Raw genomic sequence first — 15,863 nt, forward strand, 5'->3', positions numbered from 1 at the left:
TGACCACGACTGCACCCAAACCCCGGCCAGTCAACCCCCGAAGAACTTACGGCGCGGACCACTTAGCTGCTCATACCGAGCCGGGCGGCGTGCCGGCCGGCGGCTGCGGCGGCCAGGAAGTAGGCGTGGTCGGCGTCCAGCCCCCGCCCCATCGTCGACAGCGGCACCGGGCTGGCCCGCAGCGCCGCGTCGAGCCCCTCGGTCGACACGGTCACGATCCGGTGCCGGATGGCCAGAGGAGCCACCGCCGCCGCCACCTCGGCGGCCAACCCCGGCTCCAGCCCGTCCGGCAGCACCAGGTCGGCCGGGACGAGTGCGACCCGCCCGTACGCGGTGGCGCTGTGGTGGGACAGCCCCCGGTGCCGGGGACGGGGGTCGGCGTCCGAGATCCGCAGCGAGCCGACCGGGCGACCGCCCAGCGTGGCGATCGCGTTGACCGCCTCGCCGACGGCCACCCCGGAGAAACCCCACCGGGTACCGGTGCCGAGGTTGCCCGGTCCCTGGGCCACGATCGCCACCTCGGCGTCGAGCACGTGCCGGGCGGCGAGCAGGCCGCTGTGCAGGTTCGTCGCCTCCAGGTCTCCGCCGAAGGCCTGACCGACGCTGACCGTGCCGGCCAGGTCGGCGCGCAGCCCGGCCAGGGTCCGGGAGAACCAGGCTGGCAGGGCGCCGCCGTCGGTCAGCAGGTACGCCACCCGCGCGGTGGGCGCCTCGGCGCGGATCCCGGCCAGGATTGCCGGCAGCGCCGAGTGCAGGTCGGCGGTGACCACCGGCATCCCGGCCAGGTCGTCGGCGTCTACCAGGGCGGCCCGGTGCGGTGAGGCGTCCTCGTCGACGCCGAGCAGGATCGGTTGCAGCGGGGTGTACCGGGCCTTGACCAGATGCCCGGCGTCCCGGGTGTCGACCGCGTCGGGCGGGTCCGCCGGCAGCCGGTCCGGCAGCGCCACCACCAGGGCGTACCCGCCGGTGCCCAGCCCCATCAGCAGGGCCGAGGCGTTGAGCAGCACCAGGTCGCCCGGCTCCGGCTCACCGACCAGCGCGGGGTAGGCCAGCGCCCGCATGCTGCCCCCGTCGCCGAGGGTGACCTCCAGTTCCACCGCGCCGGGCCATCGCCGCCGTACCGTCGTGACCGTGCCGGACCGCCATCGCACCATGCCCGGCACGGTAACCGCGTCGTCGACGCCCGGTGCCGTGGGGGCCGCGGTGCTGGCTGTCGGCGGGCCGGGCGCCCCGGCGTAGCGCGGTGTGGAGCAGCACCTCGGTGGTGGTGTCGGCCTGTGAGTGGGCCGCCTCGGAGAGCATCGCCGCCGAGCCGGAGATCGTCCCGGCGACGAGCTTGGCGGCGGCGATGGCGAGGTTCGCGCCACCGGCCACGATCACCGTGCCGGCTCTCGGCGTTCGTTTCCCGTCCCTCGGACACCAGGTCACCCTGCGACCGGGTGGTCCGGGCGGCAGACTGCCGACCTGCTTCGCGCGCCACGCCCCGCGTGGGTGCACGACCCGAACGGGTGGGCTGCTAGCGTCTTGCAGGTGTCGCGGACCCGCACCGAACGCCTGGTCAACCTGGTGATCTGCCTGCTCTCCACGCGACGGTTCCTGACCGCCGCGCAGATCGCCGCCACCGTGCCCGGATACGAGCACGATCCGAGTGACGCCCGGGACCACGAGGCGTTCCAGCGCAAGTTCGAGCGGGACAAGGCCGAGCTGCGGGAACTCGGGGTGCCCCTGGAGACCGGCACGGCCAGCGTGTTCGACACCGAGCCGGGCTACCGGATCGCGCACCGTGAGTACGCGTTGCCGGACATCCCGCTGGAGCCGGACGAGGCGGCCGCGGTCGGGATCGCCGCGCGGCTCTGGCGGCACGCCGGGTTGGCCACGGCGGCCTCCTCCGGGCTGGCCAAGCTCCGCGCCGCCGGGATCGACGTGGACCCGCAGGCCACCCTCGGGGTGGAGCCGATGGTGACGGTCGATCCGGCGTTCGCACCGTTGACCGCCGCCGCCCGGGACCGCCGTACCGTGCACTTCGACTACCGGACGCCGGACGGCGACACCCCCACCAGCCGCCGGCTGCAACCGTGGGGGGTGGTCTGCTGGCGGGGCCGCTGGTACGTGGTCGGGCACGATCTGGATCGTTCGGCTACCCGGTGCTTCCGGCTGTCCCGGGTGGTCGGCGTGGTCCGGCCGGTCGGCCAGCCGGGCGCGTACACCCCGCCGGCCGACGTGGATCTGATCAGCCATGTGGCCCGTTGGTCGGGGCCGGTGGAGCGCTCCGGTCGGGCCACCGTGCTGGTGGCGCCGGGGCGGGCGGCCGGGTTGCGCCGGTGGGCGCGGGAGGTGCGTACCGGTCCGGACGGTGACCGGCTGGTGCTGCCGTACGCCGACGCCGAGACGCTCGCCGGTCAACTGGTCGGGTACGGCCCCGACGTGCGGGTTCTGGACCCGCCGGAGGTACGGGAGGCGGTCATCCAGCGGTTGAAGGAGATCGTCGCCCGCCACGAGGAACTCACTACTCCGGGAGGGCAGGCATGACCAGGACGGCGACCCGCGCCGCGTCGCGCACCTCGGCCGACCGGTTGGCCCGGCTGCTGAACCTGGTGCCGTACCTGCTCGCCCGGCCGGGTATCGAGCTGGCCGAGGCCGCCGGGGATCTGGGGGTGACCGACCGGCAGCTACGCGAGGATCTGGAGCTGCTCTGGGTCTGCGGGCTGCCCGGGTACGGCCCGGGTGACCTGATCGACATGGCGTTCGACGGTGACCGGGTCACCATCACCTACGACGCGGGCATTGACCGGCCGCTGCGGCTCACCCAGGACGAGGCGCTGGCGCTGGTGGTGGCGCTGCGGATGCTGGCCGAGACGCCCGGGGTGGACAACCGGGACGCGGTCGAGCGTGCCCTGGCCAAGATCGAGAGCGCGGCCGGTGACCTGGCGGACGCCCCGGTGGCGGTCCGGATGCCGGACGACTCGACGCAGGTCGAGGCGCTGCGGGCCGCGGTGCAGCGGGGCCGGGCGCTGCGGATCACCTACTACACGGCGGCCCGGGACGAGACCACCGAGCGGACCGTGGATCCGTTGCGGATGCTGATGGTCGGTGGGCGGGCCTACCTGGAGGCCTGGTGCCGCCGGGCGGAGGCGGTACGCCTGTTCCGGGCCGACCGGATCGACGCCTTCACCGAGCTGGACGTCCCGGCCGTGGTGCCGCTGCAGGCCCAGCCGCAGGACGTGACCGAGGGGGCGTTCCGGCCGTCGGTGGATCTTCCGCTGATCACGCTGCGGGTCGGTCGTGGCGAGCGGTGGATCACCGAGTACTACCCCTGTGAGCGGGTCGAGCGCGGCGAGGGCGACCAGTGGCTGGTCTGGATGCGGGTGACCGATCTGGGCTGGGCCCGCCGGTTCGTGCTCGGGCTCGGGCCGACCGTCACGGTGGTCTCCCCGCCGGAACTGGTCGAGCAGGTGCGGGCCCGGGCGGCTGCGGCGCTCGACGCGTACGCCACCGTCGTGCCGACCGCCGATCGGGCGGAGCCGGTCGACACCCACTAGGCTGGCCGCCGTGGTGAAGTGGATCGTTCTCGCGGTGGTGGTGGCGGCGCTCGTGGTGCCCGCCCTGGCGGTGCGGCCGGTGCTGGTGCGCCTGCCCGGCCTACACCGGGCGGCGTTGGGTCTCCAGCAGCGGCAGGCCCAGGCCGAGTCGTTGGCCGTCGGCGCGGAGGCTCTCCAGCAGCGGGTGACCGCCCTTCAGGAGCAGGCCGACACGATGGCGCAGCGACTCGCGGTGATCAAGGCCAAGCGCGGGGAATGATCGAAATCTGCAACTGCCTGCGCGGACCAGCCCGGTTTCGCGCAGGAAGTACCGCACGGTGACGGGTTGACGGGACGCGCGCCGTTAGCCGAGACTTCACCGACCAGGCATGATCCCCGGATGCCTGGTGGGTGGCGGAAGCCGTCGACGGACGTACGATGGGCTCCGAGACACCGACGTAGACGACACAGAGCGACTGGAGCTTCCCATGGGTGCCCTCAAGCCGTGGCACATCGCCGTACTCGTGGTCGTGCTGATCCTGCTCTTCGGCGCGAAGCGGCTCCCGGACGCGGCCCGCTCGCTGGGCCGTTCGCTGCGGATCATCAAGGCCGAGACCAAGAGCCTGGCCGACGACGACCGTGACCTCGCCGAGAAGGCCGACGCCCAGACGGCCCGGCAGCCGCTGCCCCCGCAGAACGTCCAGCAGCAGCCGTACGCCGCCCCCCAGCAGCCGGCCGCGCCTCCGGCGGTCGATCCGGTGCAGCGCGTCCGCGACAACTGAGCCGGGGCCCGACCACCGATGGGCTTCGCTCTGCGCAAGCGCGGGCCGAGCAGCTTCGAACGGGCCGCCGACGGGTCGATGACCCTCGTCGAGCACATCCGCGAGCTGCGTGACCGGTTGTTCCGCGCCTCGCTGGCCATCCTGGTCGGCTTCGGCGTGGGCATCTGGCTGGCCGGTCCGGTTCGTAGGCTGCTTCAGCAGCCGTACTGCTCGCTGCCGAACTCGAAGGACCCGGCGACCGGGCTGTGCAACTTCGTGCAGCTCGGTCCGGCCGACCTGTTCCTGCTCAACCTGAAGATCGGCCTCTGGGTCGGGCTGATCGTGGCGGCTCCGGTCTGGCTCTACCAACTCTGGGCGTTCATCGCTCCGGGCCTGCACCGGCACGAACGGCGCTACGCGTACGTGTTCACCGCGCTGGCCGCGCCGCTGTTCGCCGCCGGTGCGGTGCTCGCCTTCTTCGTGACGTCGAAGGGTTTGGAGTTCCTGCTGGAACTCTCCGACACCGACATCAGCACGACGCTGGACATCACCCGGTACATCTCCTTCGTCACCAACCTGATCCTGCTGTTCGGGGTGGCGTTCGAGTTCCCGCTGATCGTGCTGATGCTCAACTTCGTCGGCATCGCCAGCGCCCGTAAGCTGCTGGGCTGGTGGCGGATCGCGGTCTTCGTCTTCTTCGCCTTCTCCGCGGTGGTCACCCCCACCCCGGACCCGTTCGGTATGACCGCCCTGGCAATCTGCCTCTGCGCGTTGTACTTCGCCGCCGTCGGGGTGGCGTTCATCAACGACAGGCGCAAGGGCCGGGGCAAGGAGATCTACGCCGGCGTAGCCGACGACGAGGTCTCCCCGCTGAACCTCGATTCGGAGCCGGTCACGGCCGGCGACCGCGTCGAGACGGTCGCCCCGGTGGCCGCGCCCGAGCCGGTCGCGGCACCGAAGCCGATCACCCGGCAGTTCGACGACATGACCTGACCGGCGGTGCCGTCCGGGTACTCCGGGCGGCACCGTCCGGGCATGCACCGCACCGTCGGCGCCGGGTACGGTGCTCGCCGTGACCGACCCTGATCACCTCCTTTTGCCGCCGGGTCCGGTGGCCGTGCTGGTCAACCCGACGGCCGGCAAGGGCCGGCACCGTGACCTGCTGCCGCAGGTGCTGGCGCGGCTCGCCGAGGGGGGCCGGCCGCTGCGGTTGCTGGACGCGGACACCCCCGACGGCGCGGTCCGGGCCTGCCACGCGGCGGTGGCCGAGGGAGCCGGCGCGCTGGTCGCGGTGGGTGGGGACGGCACCGTGCACCTGGGCCTGCAGGCCGTCGCGGGCCGCGCCGTCGGCTTCGCCCCGGTACCGGCCGGCACCGGCAACGACTTCGCCGTGGAGACCGGGTACCCGCTCGATCCGCTGGCCGCCGTCGACACGGTCACCGCCGCGCTGCGCGCCGGGCGTACCCGGGGCGTGGACCTGGCCCGGCTGACCGGAGCGGACGGCGCCGTACGTTGGTACGGCGCGGTCCTCGCGGCCGGGTTCGACGCGGTGGTCAACGAGCGGGCCAACCGGATGCGCTGGCCCCGGGGCCCACGCCGCTACGACCTGGCCATCCTGGTGGAGTTGGCCCGCCTCCGCCCGCGCCGCTACACCCTGGTCCTGGACGGGGTACCGCAGGAGGTGGACGCGGTACTCATCGCGGTGGGCAACACCGCCAGCTACGGCGGCGGCATGCGGATCTGCCCGGCGGCGGACTCCACCGACGGGCTGCTCGACGTGATCGTCGGTGGCCGGTTCACCCGGCGTGAGCTGATCCGGGTCAAGCCGCGCATCTACCGGGGCAGCCACGTCGACCATCCGCTGGTACGGACCTACCGGGCCCGCACGGTGGAGCTGTCCGGGCCGGAGATCGTGGCGTACGCCGACGGGGAGCGGACCGCGGCGCTGCCGCTGACGGTGACCGCCGTGCCGGGCGCCGTCCGCCTGCTGCGCTGAACCGCCCCGCCCACCACACCGGCCGGCCCGGTGGTGGTCCCCCGGTCAGTGGTGGCCGGTCAGGCGCCGGCGACCGCCAGGTCGAGGACGGCGGTCAGACCGTTGGACCGGCCCGCCTCGGCCGCCGGGAGCACCAGTGCCGCGCAGCCGGCCCGGACCGCACCCGCGTCAGCCGGCGTGTCCCCGACCATCAGGGTGCGTTCCGGGTCCACGCCCAGCATCCCGCAGGCGCGCAGGAAGATCCCCGGGTCGGGTTTGCAGCGCCCCACCTCGTAGGACAGCGCGTAGGCGTCGATCAGGTCGACGAATCCCCAGTCGGCGAAGATCGGCCGGATGTCGAAGCCGATGTTGCTGACCACCGCGACCCGGACACCGGCGGCCCGCAGGGCCCGCAGCGCCGGGCCGGTGTCGGCGTACGGCACCCAACCGGCCGAGGTCAGCACCCGCTCGTACAGCGCCTCGGCCAGCCCGTCCTCGGTGCCGGTCACGGTCTCGGCGAGGCCGGTGTAGGCGGCCCGGTGGGCGTGCGGGTAGAGATCCCGGTCCGCCCAGACCTCGGCCAACCGGGGCGGTACCCGCGCCGGCAGCGGGCCACCGGCCCGCCCGGCGGTGAGCAACCGGTCGGCGAGGGCGGTGGCGCGGGCCCGCTCCAGGCCCATCCCGCACGACGTGGCGGCGGCGAGAACCCAGTCCAGTGGGGTCTCCACCTGGGCGAGGGTGCCGTGGAAGTCGAGCAGCACGGCGTCGACCGGCCGGCGCGGGGGCACCTCGTCGGCAGTCCCGGGGCTGCCGCTGGGGGTACCGGGCATGGGCGGTTCGGTGTGGTCCGACACGTGGTGCACCCTACCGACCTCCTCTGACGGGTCCGTCCGACGGCCTCGCCGCGTGCACCCGGCCGGTACGCACTAATCTTGGTGGCATGTCGAGCCCCGCCGAGCGGTACGCCGCGGCGCGCCGCCGGGCCGCGCAGGCCAACATGTTCCCGGCGCTGGACGAGTTCGCCCTTGACCTGGGGTTCGATCTCGACGATTTCCAGCGGGAGGCCTGTCAGGCCCTGGAGCGGGGCAGCGGGGTGCTGGTTTGCGCGCCGACCGGGGCCGGTAAGACGGTGGTCGGTGAGTTCGCCGTGCACCTGGCGTTGCGGGGCGCACCGGCTGGCGTGGAAGGAGCGACCGACGGCCCGGGTACGCCGGTGCGGAAGTGCTTCTACACCACCCCGATCAAGGCGCTGTCCAACCAGAAGTACCACGACCTGGTGGAACGCTACGGCGCCGAACGGGTCGGTCTGCTGACCGGGGACAACGCGATCAACGGTGACGCGCCGGTGGTGGTGATGACCACCGAGGTGCTGCGCAACATGCTCTACGCCGGCTCGGCGACCCTGGCCGGCCTGGCGTACGTGGTGATGGACGAGGTGCACTACCTCGCCGACCGCTTCCGGGGCGGGGTCTGGGAGGAGGTCATCATCCACCTGCCCGCCTCGGTGACCCTGGTGTCGCTGTCGGCCACCGTCTCCAACGCCGAGGAGTTCGCCGACTGGCTGGTCACCGTCCGGGGTGAGACCGAGGTGGTGGTCAGTGAGCACCGGCCGGTGCCGCTGTGGCAGCACATGCTGGTCGGTAAGCGGATGTTCGACCTGTTCCACGACGCCGACGCGGCCCGTAAGCACGACGTGCACCCGGAGCTGCTGCGCTACACCCGGGACACGCTGCGCCGCCTGGAGTTGGGTGAGGGACGCAGCGCGGGCCCCGGCCAGGGACGGCGCGGGCCGCGCTGGCGCGGCCCGCTGCGCCCGGACATCGTCGAACGGCTGGACCGGGAGGGGCTGCTCCCGGCGATCCTGTTCATCTTCAGCCGGGCCGGTTGCGCCGCCGCCGTGCAGCAGTGCCTCGCCGCCGGGCTGCGGCTGACCACGCCCGAGGAGCGCACCGAGATCCGTCGGGTGGTCGAGTCCCGGGTGACCGCCATACCCGGCGAGGACCTGGCCGTGCTCGGCTACTGGGAGTGGCTCGACGGGCTGGAGCGCGGTCTCGCCGCCCACCACGCCGGTATGCTCCCCGCCTTCAAGGAGGTCGTCGAGGAGCTGTTCGTCCGGGGCCTGGTCAAGGCGGTCTTCGCCACCGAGACCCTGGCGCTCGGCATCAACATGCCGGCCCGCTGCGTGGTGCTGGAGCGGCTGGTCAAGTTCAACGGCGAGGCGCACGTCGACCTGACCCCGGGGGAGTACACCCAGCTCACCGGTCGGGCCGGCCGGCGGGGCATCGACGTCGAGGGCCACGCGGTGGTGGTCTGGTCGCCGGAGACCGACCCGCGGCACGTCGCCGGGCTGGCCTCGACGCGTACCTACCCGCTGCGGTCCAGCTTCCGCCCGTCGTACAACATGGCGGTCAACCTGGTCGGCTCGGTGGGTGCCGAACCGGCCCGCGCCCTGCTGGAGTCGTCGTTCGCGCAGTTCCAGGCGGACCGGTCGGTGGTCGGGCTGGCCCGCCAGGTGCAGCGCAACACCGAGACCATGGAGGCGTACGCCGCCGAGGCCGCCTGCCACCACGGCGACTTCAACGAGTACTTCGCGTTGCGGGTGGCGATCGCCGACCGGGAGCGTGCGCTGGCCCGGCAGGGGCAGTCGCAGCGCAAGGCTGCCGCGGTCGCCTCGCTGGAGCGGCTGCGGATCGGTGACGTGATCCGGGTGCCCTCCGGGCGGCGGGCCGGGCTCGCCGTGGTCCTCGAACCGGGCACCGGCGGGTTCGGTGAGCCCCGGCCGCTGGTACTCACCCAGGACCGCTGGGCCGGTCGGGTCACCCCGGGGGATTTCACCACCCCGGCCGAGGTGCTGGCCCGCATCCGGGTGCCGAAGCACTTCAACCACCGTTCGCCGGCTGCCCGGCGGGATCTCGCGGCGGCGGTCGCCGGCACCGGCCTGGACCGGCACGCCGGCCGGCGCGGCGGGCGTTCGCGCGGTTCCGGGGAGGACCACCGGCTCATCCAGCTCCGTTCGGAGCTGCGCCGGCACCCGTGCCACGCCTGCAACGAGCGGGAGGAGCACGCCCGCTGGGCGGAGCGGCGCTGGCGGCTGGAGCGGGACACCGAGGAACTCCGTCAGCGGGTGGCCGGCCGGACCGGCTCGCTGGCCCGTACCTTCGACCGGATCTGCGCCCTGCTCACCGCGCGCGGCTACCTGACCGGCGACAGTGAGGTCACCGACGCCGGGCGGACGCTCGCCCGGATCTGGAGCGAGGCGGACCTGCTGGTGGCCGAGTGCCTGCGCCGTGGCGTGTGGGACGGTCTCTCCCCGGCCGAGTTGGCCGCCGCGGTGTCGGTGCTGGTCTTCGAGGCCCGGCGGGACGCCGACGAGCGGGCGTCGGTACCCCGTGGTCCGGTCGCCGACGCGGTCGACGCGACCCTGAAGCTGTGGAGCGAGATCGAGTCCGACGAGGCGTCCCGGGGGCTGGAGGTGACCCGGGAGCCGGATCTCGGCTTCGTCTGGCCGATCTACCGCTGGGCGCGCGGCGAGGTGCTGGCGAAGGTACTCGCCAGCGGGCACAACCTGGACGGTGACATGCCGGCCGGCGACTTCGTCCGCTGGGCCCGGCAGGTGGTCGACCTGCTCGGCCAGCTCGCCGACTCCGGAGGTGTGTCGACCGAGTTGCGGCAGACCGCCCGGCAGGCGATCGCTGCGGTCAACCGGGGGGTGCTGGCGTACCACGCCGCGACCTGACCGGCACCGGCCCGCCGCGCCCTGTTCGGGTACACCTTCCTCGATCCACTCCGTTTTCAGGAAGTCGGGCTATCGGATCGGGGCTGACACCGCGACTACCAGGAAACCGAGTGGATCATAGAGCGGTGGTCGAGGCCGATCAGGGCCGCAGCGGGTGTCCGGTGTCATGTCGGCGGGGCAGTCGGCCCCCCGTGTGCTGGCGCAGACGGTGCAGCTCGACAGGCGGCGAGTCGGAGGTCTGCTGCGGCTGTCGACCAACGGGCAGCCCCGGACCGCGCGACCCTTCGCCGGACCGGCCGGCAGGCGCCGGTCAGCCGGCCAGCGCGTCCACCAGGCGCCGGCACGGGCTGGCCAGGTTCCACTGCTCGGCCAGAACCAACAGCCGGTCCGGGTCGGCGGGCGCCTTCGGCAGCGTGGTGTCCAGCTCCGATAGCGGGACGTCCCGGGCCACCCGGACGACCTGCGGCGCGACCGCCAGGTAATCCCGGGCGGCGGTGAGCTTGGTACGCAGCCCGGGGGCGAAACCGGCGTCCGGGTCGTCCAGGGCGGCGACGATCTCGGCGACCCCGCCGTACCGGGTGACCAGCCGGGCGGCGGTCTTCTCGCCGACGCCGGGCACCCCGGGCAGCCCGTCGCTGGGGTCGCCGCGCAGTGCGGCGAAGTCGGCGTACCGGTCGGCCGGCACCCCGTACCGGGCCTGCACGGCCGCGTCGTCACAGTCGTCGAGGTTCGCCACGCCGCGCCCCACGTACAGCAGCCGGACCGGGTGGGCGTCGTCGACCAGTTGGAACAGGTCACGGTCGCCGGAGACGACCTCGACCGGGCCGGGCTGGGTGGTGGCCAGGGTGCCGAGCACATCGTCGGCCTCGTAGCCGGCGGCGCCCAGGGCGGGGATACCGATGGCGGCGAGCACGTCCAGGATGACCGGGATCTGCGGGGTGAGCGTGTCCGGCACCACCTCACCGCCCTCCGGGGCCAGCCGGTGGGCCTTGTACGACGGCAGCAGCGCCACCCGCCAGTCCGGTCGCCAGTCGTGGTCGAGGGCGCAGACCATCCGGTCCGGGTGCCGGGTGCGGATCAGCGAGGCGAGCATGTCCAGGAAGCCCCGGGCCGCGTTGACCGGACTACCGTCGGGTGTCCGGGCCGCCGACTCGGGGATACCGAAGTAGGCCCGGAAGTAGAGGCTGGGTGCGTCGATGAGAAGCAACGGGGGTCGGTGTGCCACGCCGACAGCCTGGCACACCGACCCCCGGCGTGCGGTACGGCACGCGCCTGCCGGGTGTCGTCGCCCGGGGTCCGGTGGTGCCGGCACGAGGCCCACCGTTGACCGAACGACCGTTAAGCTAGCGGGGTGCGCATCGAGGAGCTGTACCCGCCGGACCGGATCGCCGCCGCCCGGCGGGCCACGGCCGCTGCCGGTCTCGATGCCCTGCTGCTCACCCCCGGCTCCGACCTGCGCTACCTGACCGGATACCCGGCGCACGCCTCGGAGCGCCTGACCTGCCTGGTGGTGCCGGTGCAAGGGGAACCCACCCTGATCGTGCCGGCCCTGGAACGGCCGGCGGCCGAGGCGTCACCGGCGCCGGCCACCGGCGTGCGCATCGTCGACCACGCCGACGGCTCCGATCCGTACCCGCTGGTGATGGCCGCCATCGGCGGGCCGGTCACCGCCATCGGCATCGCCGACCGGATGTGGGCCGAGCAGGTCCTCGCCCTGCGTGCCGTCCTGCCCGGCACCGCCCAGCGACTGGCCGGCGAGGTCCTGCGGGAGCTGCGCATCCGCAAGTCGCCGGCGGAGGTGGCCGCGTTGCGGGAGGCCGGGGCGGCGATCGACGCGGTACACGAGCGGATGGGGGAGTGGCTGCGTCCCGGGCGGACCGAGGCCGAGGTGGCCGTGGACATCGCCGCCGCGATCACCGGCGCCGGGCACCTCAGCGTCGACTTCGTCATCGTCGCCGCCGGGCCCAACGGGGCCAGCCCGCACCACGGCACCTCGGACCGGCCGATCGGCGCGGGGGAACCGGTGGTGGTCGACATCGGCGGGACCATGCCGTCCGGGTACCGCTCCGACTGCACCCGCACCTACCTGACCGGCGACGTGGCGCCGCCGGCCGAGTTCGTCGACTACTACGCGGTACTGCACGCCGCGCAGCGGGCCGCGGTCGCCACGGTGCGGCCCGGGGTCACCGCCGAGGCGGTCGACGCCGTCGCCCGGCAGGTGATCACCGATGCCGGGTACGGTCCCGCGTTCCTGCACCGTACCGGCCACGGCATCGGGCTGGACGGCCACGAGGAGCCCTACGTGGTCACCGGCAACGTGCGGCCCCTGGAGACGGGGATGACCTTCTCCGTCGAGCCGGGCATCTACCTCGCGGGCCGGCACGGCGCCCGCATCGAGGACATCGTCGTCTGCACCCCGGACGGCGTGGAACGACTCAACACCACCCCCACGGAGTTCACCGCGCTATGACCGTCGACCGTATCCTCCCCACCGACGAGGCCCACGACCTGCTCGACCTCGCCACCGACCTCGCCGACCGGGAACTCGCACCCCGGGCGGCCGAGTTCGAGGCGCGCGCCGAGTTTCCCCGCGAGGTGCTGCGCACCCTCGGCCGGGCCGGCCTGCTCGGCCTGCCCTACCCCGAGGAGTACGGCGGTGCGGCCCAGCCGTACGAGGTGTACCTCCAGGTGCTGGAGATCCTGGCCAGCCGGTGGCTCGCGGTCGCCGAGGCGGTCAGCGTGCACACCCTGTCCTGCTACCCGGTGGCCACCTACGGCAGTGCCGAGCTGCGCAAACTCCTGCCGGACATGCTCGGTGGGGAGCTGCTCGGGGCGTACTGCCTCTCCGAGCCGCAGGGCGGGTCGGACGCGGCGGGCCTGACCACCCGGGCGGTACGTGACGGCGACGACTACGTGGTCGCCGGCACCAAGGCGTGGATCACCCACGCCCATTCGGCCGACTTCTACAACATCTTCTGCCGCACCGGCGGCCCCGGTGCGCGGGGCATCTCGTGTCTGCTGGCCGACCGGGGCACGGCGGGGATCACCCCGCAGGCGGCGGAGAAGACGATGGGGCTGCGGTCCTCGCCGGTGGCGCAGATCGCCTTCGACGACGCCCGGGTGCCCGTTGACCGGCTGGTCGGCGAGGAGGGGTCCGGTTTCAGCATCGCCATGTCGGCGCTGGACTCTGGTCGGCTCGGTATCGCCGCCTGCGCGGTGGGTCTGGCGCAGGGGGCACTGGACTACGCGGTCGGCTACGCCCGGGAGCGGCAGCAGTTCGGCCGGGCCATCATCGACTTCCAGGGCCTGGGTTTCCTCCTCGCCGACCTGGCCACCCAGATCTCGGCGGCCCGCGCGTTGACCCTGGCGGCGGCCCGGCTGCGCGACGCCGGACGGCCCTACTCGATCGAGGCGGCCAAGGCGAAGCTGTTCGCCGCCGATGTCGCGATGCGGGTCACCATCGACGCGGTGCAGGTCCTCGGCGGTGCCGGGTACGTCGCCGACCACCCGTTGGAGCGGTACCTGCGGGAGGCGAAGGTGCTGCAGATCGTGGAGGGCACCAACCAGATCCAGCGGCTGGTCATTTCCCGGGACCTGGCCAAGCAGCGGTGAGGCTCGCCCCCGTGACGCCGTGGCCTGCACCATGACACGGGTCCCGGGCGGCGGTGGTGCCGTCGCCCGGGACCGGTTTTACCGGTAGGTTGCACGCCGTGGAGGAGATCGATCGCGCCATCGTCGCGGCGCTGACCGCTGACGGTCGGCTGTCGTACACGGATCTGGCGGAGCGGGTGGGCCTGTCGGTCTCCGCCGTGCACCAGCGGGTCCGCCGGCTGGAGCAACGCGGAGTGATCAAGGGGTACGCCGCCCGGGTGTCGTTCGAGGCACTGGACCTGCCGTTGACGGCGTTCGTGGCGATCCGTCCGTTCGACCCGTCCCAGCCGGACGACGCCCCCGAGCGGCTGGCCCATCTACCGGAGATCGACTCGTGCTACTCGGTGGCTGGTGAGGACTTCTACCTGCTGCTGGTACGGGTGGCCAGCCCGGCGGATTTGGAGCGGTTGCTCCAGGAGATCCGGACGGCGGCGAACGTGACCACCCGGACCACGGTGGTCCTGTCCACGCCGTACGAGGCCCGTCCGCCGAAGGTCAGCTCGGACCCGGCGACCCTGGCGAGGGCGCGGGGGCTGCCTCCGGAGGCGGCTGGTTCCAGCGCAGAATGACCGGGCGGCCGTGTTCGTGGCCGAGCACGGAAACGCTGGCGGTGTCCAGCCGCAGCCGACCGCCGGCGCTGGCCGGTAGGCCGATCCAGCGGGCGCCGGCCACCCGCAGGCTGTGCCCGTGCGCGACCAACGCGACGTCACCCCGAGCGAGCGCCTCGGCGGCCCGGGCGAGTACCCGGTCCAGGCGGGCGCCGACCTGGTCGGGGGACTCGCCGCCGGGGCACCCGTCGGTCCACAGATACCACTGTGGACGGTCCCGCCGGATGTCGGCGGAGGTCCGGCCCTCGTACTCGCCGTAGTTCCATTCGGCGAGGTCGGCGTCGATCGCGGTGGGGATGAGGCCGGCCAGTTCGGCGGTCCGCCGCGCCCGCTGGCGGGGACTGACCAGGACGGCGGCGAACGACCGGCCGGTCAGGTACGTGGGGAGCGCGCGGGCCTGCTGTTCGCCGACCGTGGTCAACTCCAGATCGGTGTACGACGTGTGCCGGTGCGCGGCGCTCCACTCGGTCTCGCCGTGCCGGATCAACAGGATCTCACCCATCGGCCCAGTCAACCAGATCGGCCGGTGGGTGACCCGGATCGACCGGCCGACTCCGCCCGCCGGCCGCTGCTGTGGCCGCCGGGCGCGCCAAGTGGCCGCCACGACGTCTGGGCAGCCGGCCCGTCGATCACCGGTCGGGCATGCGTCGCCTGTCGCCTGCTCCGCGTCGGTGTCGCTGGGGGCGCAACCGGCACGCCGACGTGACCGGGTCTGCGAGTGGCTGCCTGCTCGCTGACGCGGCCGTCACCGGCTGGGCAGCGCCCGCGCGCACCGCCCAGCGGTCCCGGACGCCTGACGCCCATCGGTGTTTGACCGCCGGGGCCGGGGGAAGACCCTGCTCCCAGGGCTGATTCCCGAGGAGCGACGATGGCGGACGCAGGACAGGCCAGAAAAGCTACCGGGGCGCGTAAGGCCCCGACGAATCGGACAACGGCGGCGAAGAAGGCGACGACGGCCACGAAGCGGGCCACCGGGGCGACCATGGCCAAGTCACCGGGTGAGAAGCCCACGCCGACGGCGGCCCGGGTGGCCCGGAAGAAGGACTCCTCGGCCACGGCGGCCCCCGTCCGAGCCCGCAAGGCGCCGGCCACGGGCGCGCCGGCGAAGACGACGTCCGCCAAGAAAACGGCGAAGGCCGCCGCGACCCGTGCCGGTGCGGCCCCGAGGACACCGGCCCGCAAGGCGACGACCATGGAGTCGTTCGGCACCCGACGGACGGCCCGAACGAGCGCCCGCTGACCCGCCCGCACGGTCGGGGGCGGCGTCGGCCCGCCCATCCTGACGATCACGTGAGTCGGTCAGGCCAGGCTGGCGGCCCTGGGGCTGGCGGGACTCGCTGACATCTCCACTGTGGGTCCGCGCCGGCCCCCGGTCGCCACACCGGCCCGGAGAGCGTCCAGCGGCTGCTGGGCAAGCACCCCGATCTGGTGCTGGTCATCGCCCACCTCGGCATGCCCGAGTACCACGCCTTCGCGGACCTCGCCGAGCAGTATGCCGACGTGTACCTCGACACGACCATGAGCGGCATGGATTCCACCAACCGAATCGCACCCCTGCCCGACAGGTACCGCCCGCGGCTGGCCTATCCCTACGCCCACCAGTTGCAGGCGCTC

16 protein-coding genes and 1 pseudogene are annotated in these 15,863 nt (G+C 73.5%); 12 read left to right on the plus strand and 5 right to left on the minus strand.

Going from position 1 to position 15,863, the window contains the following annotated elements:
• Positions 1-62: 62 nt before the first annotated feature.
• Positions 63-1,097: a DUF3866 family protein gene (locus V6U90_RS21400; protein ID WP_442933637.1), complete on the minus strand. Its 1,035-nt coding sequence runs from the start codon at positions 1,095-1,097 to the stop codon at positions 63-65.
• Complete coding sequence (locus tag V6U90_RS33950; protein ID WP_442933638.1) at positions 1,027-1,641, minus strand: cation transporter; 615 nt, start codon at positions 1,639-1,641, stop codon at positions 1,027-1,029. Before V6U90_RS33950 ends, V6U90_RS21400 begins: the two co-directional genes overlap by 71 nt.
• Between V6U90_RS33950 and V6U90_RS21410 the strand changes: the two genes are divergently transcribed.
• The 6 genes from V6U90_RS21410 (at position 1,531) to V6U90_RS21435 (ending at position 6,275) form a co-directional block, all read left to right on the plus strand.
• A complete protein-coding gene (locus tag V6U90_RS21410; protein WP_334439475.1) occupies positions 1,531-2,529 on the plus strand; it encodes a helix-turn-helix transcriptional regulator in 999 nt (332 codons plus the stop codon). The genes V6U90_RS33950 and V6U90_RS21410 overlap by 111 nt on opposite strands.
• Positions 2,526-3,539, plus strand: a complete 1,014-nt coding sequence (locus V6U90_RS21415; protein WP_334439478.1) for a helix-turn-helix transcriptional regulator — start codon at positions 2,526-2,528, stop codon at positions 3,537-3,539. Before V6U90_RS21410 ends, V6U90_RS21415 begins: the two co-directional genes overlap by 4 nt.
• Before the next feature lie 10 nt (positions 3,540-3,549).
• The gene (locus V6U90_RS21420; RefSeq protein ID WP_334439481.1) at positions 3,550-3,798 is read left to right on the plus strand and encodes a hypothetical protein; all 249 of its coding nucleotides are present in this window, start codon (positions 3,550-3,552) and stop codon (positions 3,796-3,798) included.
• A gap of 208 nt (positions 3,799-4,006) precedes the next feature.
• Positions 4,007-4,300: a Sec-independent protein translocase subunit TatA gene (tatA, locus tag V6U90_RS21425; RefSeq protein ID WP_334439483.1), complete on the plus strand. Its 294-nt coding sequence runs from the start codon at positions 4,007-4,009 to the stop codon at positions 4,298-4,300.
• 18 nt (positions 4,301-4,318) lie between these two features.
• Positions 4,319-5,272: a twin-arginine translocase subunit TatC gene (gene tatC / locus V6U90_RS21430; RefSeq protein ID WP_334439486.1), complete on the plus strand. Its 954-nt coding sequence runs from the start codon at positions 4,319-4,321 to the stop codon at positions 5,270-5,272.
• A gap of 70 nt (positions 5,273-5,342) precedes the next feature.
• A complete protein-coding gene (locus V6U90_RS21435; protein ID WP_334439489.1) occupies positions 5,343-6,275 on the plus strand; it encodes a diacylglycerol kinase family protein in 933 nt (310 codons plus the stop codon).
• 59 nt (positions 6,276-6,334) lie between these two features.
• On the opposite strand, the gene V6U90_RS21440 is transcribed toward V6U90_RS21435, so the two are convergent.
• The gene (locus tag V6U90_RS21440; RefSeq protein ID WP_442933639.1) at positions 6,335-7,108 is read right to left on the minus strand and encodes an HAD family hydrolase; all 774 of its coding nucleotides are present in this window, start codon (positions 7,106-7,108) and stop codon (positions 6,335-6,337) included.
• An 86-nt stretch (positions 7,109-7,194) separates the two neighbouring features.
• Here V6U90_RS21440 and V6U90_RS21445 point away from each other — a divergent pair, with 86 nt between their 5' ends.
• On the plus strand, positions 7,195-9,990 hold the full coding sequence (locus tag V6U90_RS21445) for a DEAD/DEAH box helicase (RefSeq protein WP_334439492.1): 2,796 nt from the start codon (positions 7,195-7,197) through the stop codon (positions 9,988-9,990).
• A gap of 310 nt (positions 9,991-10,300) precedes the next feature.
• On the opposite strand, the gene V6U90_RS21450 is transcribed toward V6U90_RS21445, so the two are convergent.
• Positions 10,301-11,215, minus strand: coding sequence for a 5'-3' exonuclease (locus V6U90_RS21450; RefSeq protein ID WP_334439494.1), 915 nt, complete (start codon positions 11,213-11,215; stop codon positions 10,301-10,303).
• 126 nt (positions 11,216-11,341) lie between these two features.
• Between V6U90_RS21450 and V6U90_RS21455 the strand changes: the two genes are divergently transcribed.
• The 3 genes from V6U90_RS21455 to V6U90_RS21465 all read left to right on the plus strand — a co-directional run bounded on the left by V6U90_RS21455 (position 11,342) and on the right by V6U90_RS21465 (position 14,210).
• Positions 11,342-12,460: a M24 family metallopeptidase gene (locus tag V6U90_RS21455; RefSeq protein WP_334439497.1), complete on the plus strand. Its 1,119-nt coding sequence runs from the start codon at positions 11,342-11,344 to the stop codon at positions 12,458-12,460.
• Positions 12,457-13,602 (plus strand): acyl-CoA dehydrogenase family protein, encoded by a 1,146-nt coding sequence (locus V6U90_RS21460; RefSeq protein WP_334439499.1) that lies wholly within the window; start codon positions 12,457-12,459, stop codon positions 13,600-13,602. Before V6U90_RS21455 ends, V6U90_RS21460 begins: the two co-directional genes overlap by 4 nt.
• Before the next feature lie 98 nt (positions 13,603-13,700).
• Positions 13,701-14,210, plus strand: coding sequence for an Lrp/AsnC family transcriptional regulator (locus tag V6U90_RS21465; protein WP_334439502.1), 510 nt, complete (start codon positions 13,701-13,703; stop codon positions 14,208-14,210).
• Here the strand turns inward: V6U90_RS21465 and V6U90_RS21470 are convergent.
• Positions 14,137-14,751 carry a histidine phosphatase family protein gene (locus tag V6U90_RS21470; protein WP_334439504.1) on the minus strand — a complete coding sequence of 205 codons (615 nt, stop codon included), beginning with the start codon at positions 14,749-14,751 and terminating at the stop codon, positions 14,137-14,139. The genes V6U90_RS21465 and V6U90_RS21470 overlap by 74 nt on opposite strands.
• Positions 14,752-15,117: 366 nt before the next feature.
• On the opposite strand from V6U90_RS21470, the gene V6U90_RS21475 reads away from it, so the two are divergent.
• Positions 15,118-15,489, plus strand: a complete 372-nt coding sequence (locus V6U90_RS21475) for a hypothetical protein (protein WP_334439506.1) — start codon at positions 15,118-15,120, stop codon at positions 15,487-15,489.
• Positions 15,490-15,605: 116 nt separating this feature from the next.
• Positions 15,606-15,794, plus strand: a pseudogene (locus tag V6U90_RS21480) (amidohydrolase family protein); the annotation flags it as partial.
• Between the last annotated feature and the right edge of the window lie 69 nt (positions 15,795-15,863).

It is taken from the genome of Micromonospora sp. CPCC 206060 (assembly GCF_036906895.1).
In the GTDB taxonomy this organism is placed as follows: domain Bacteria; phylum Actinomycetota; class Actinomycetes; order Mycobacteriales; family Micromonosporaceae; genus Micromonospora.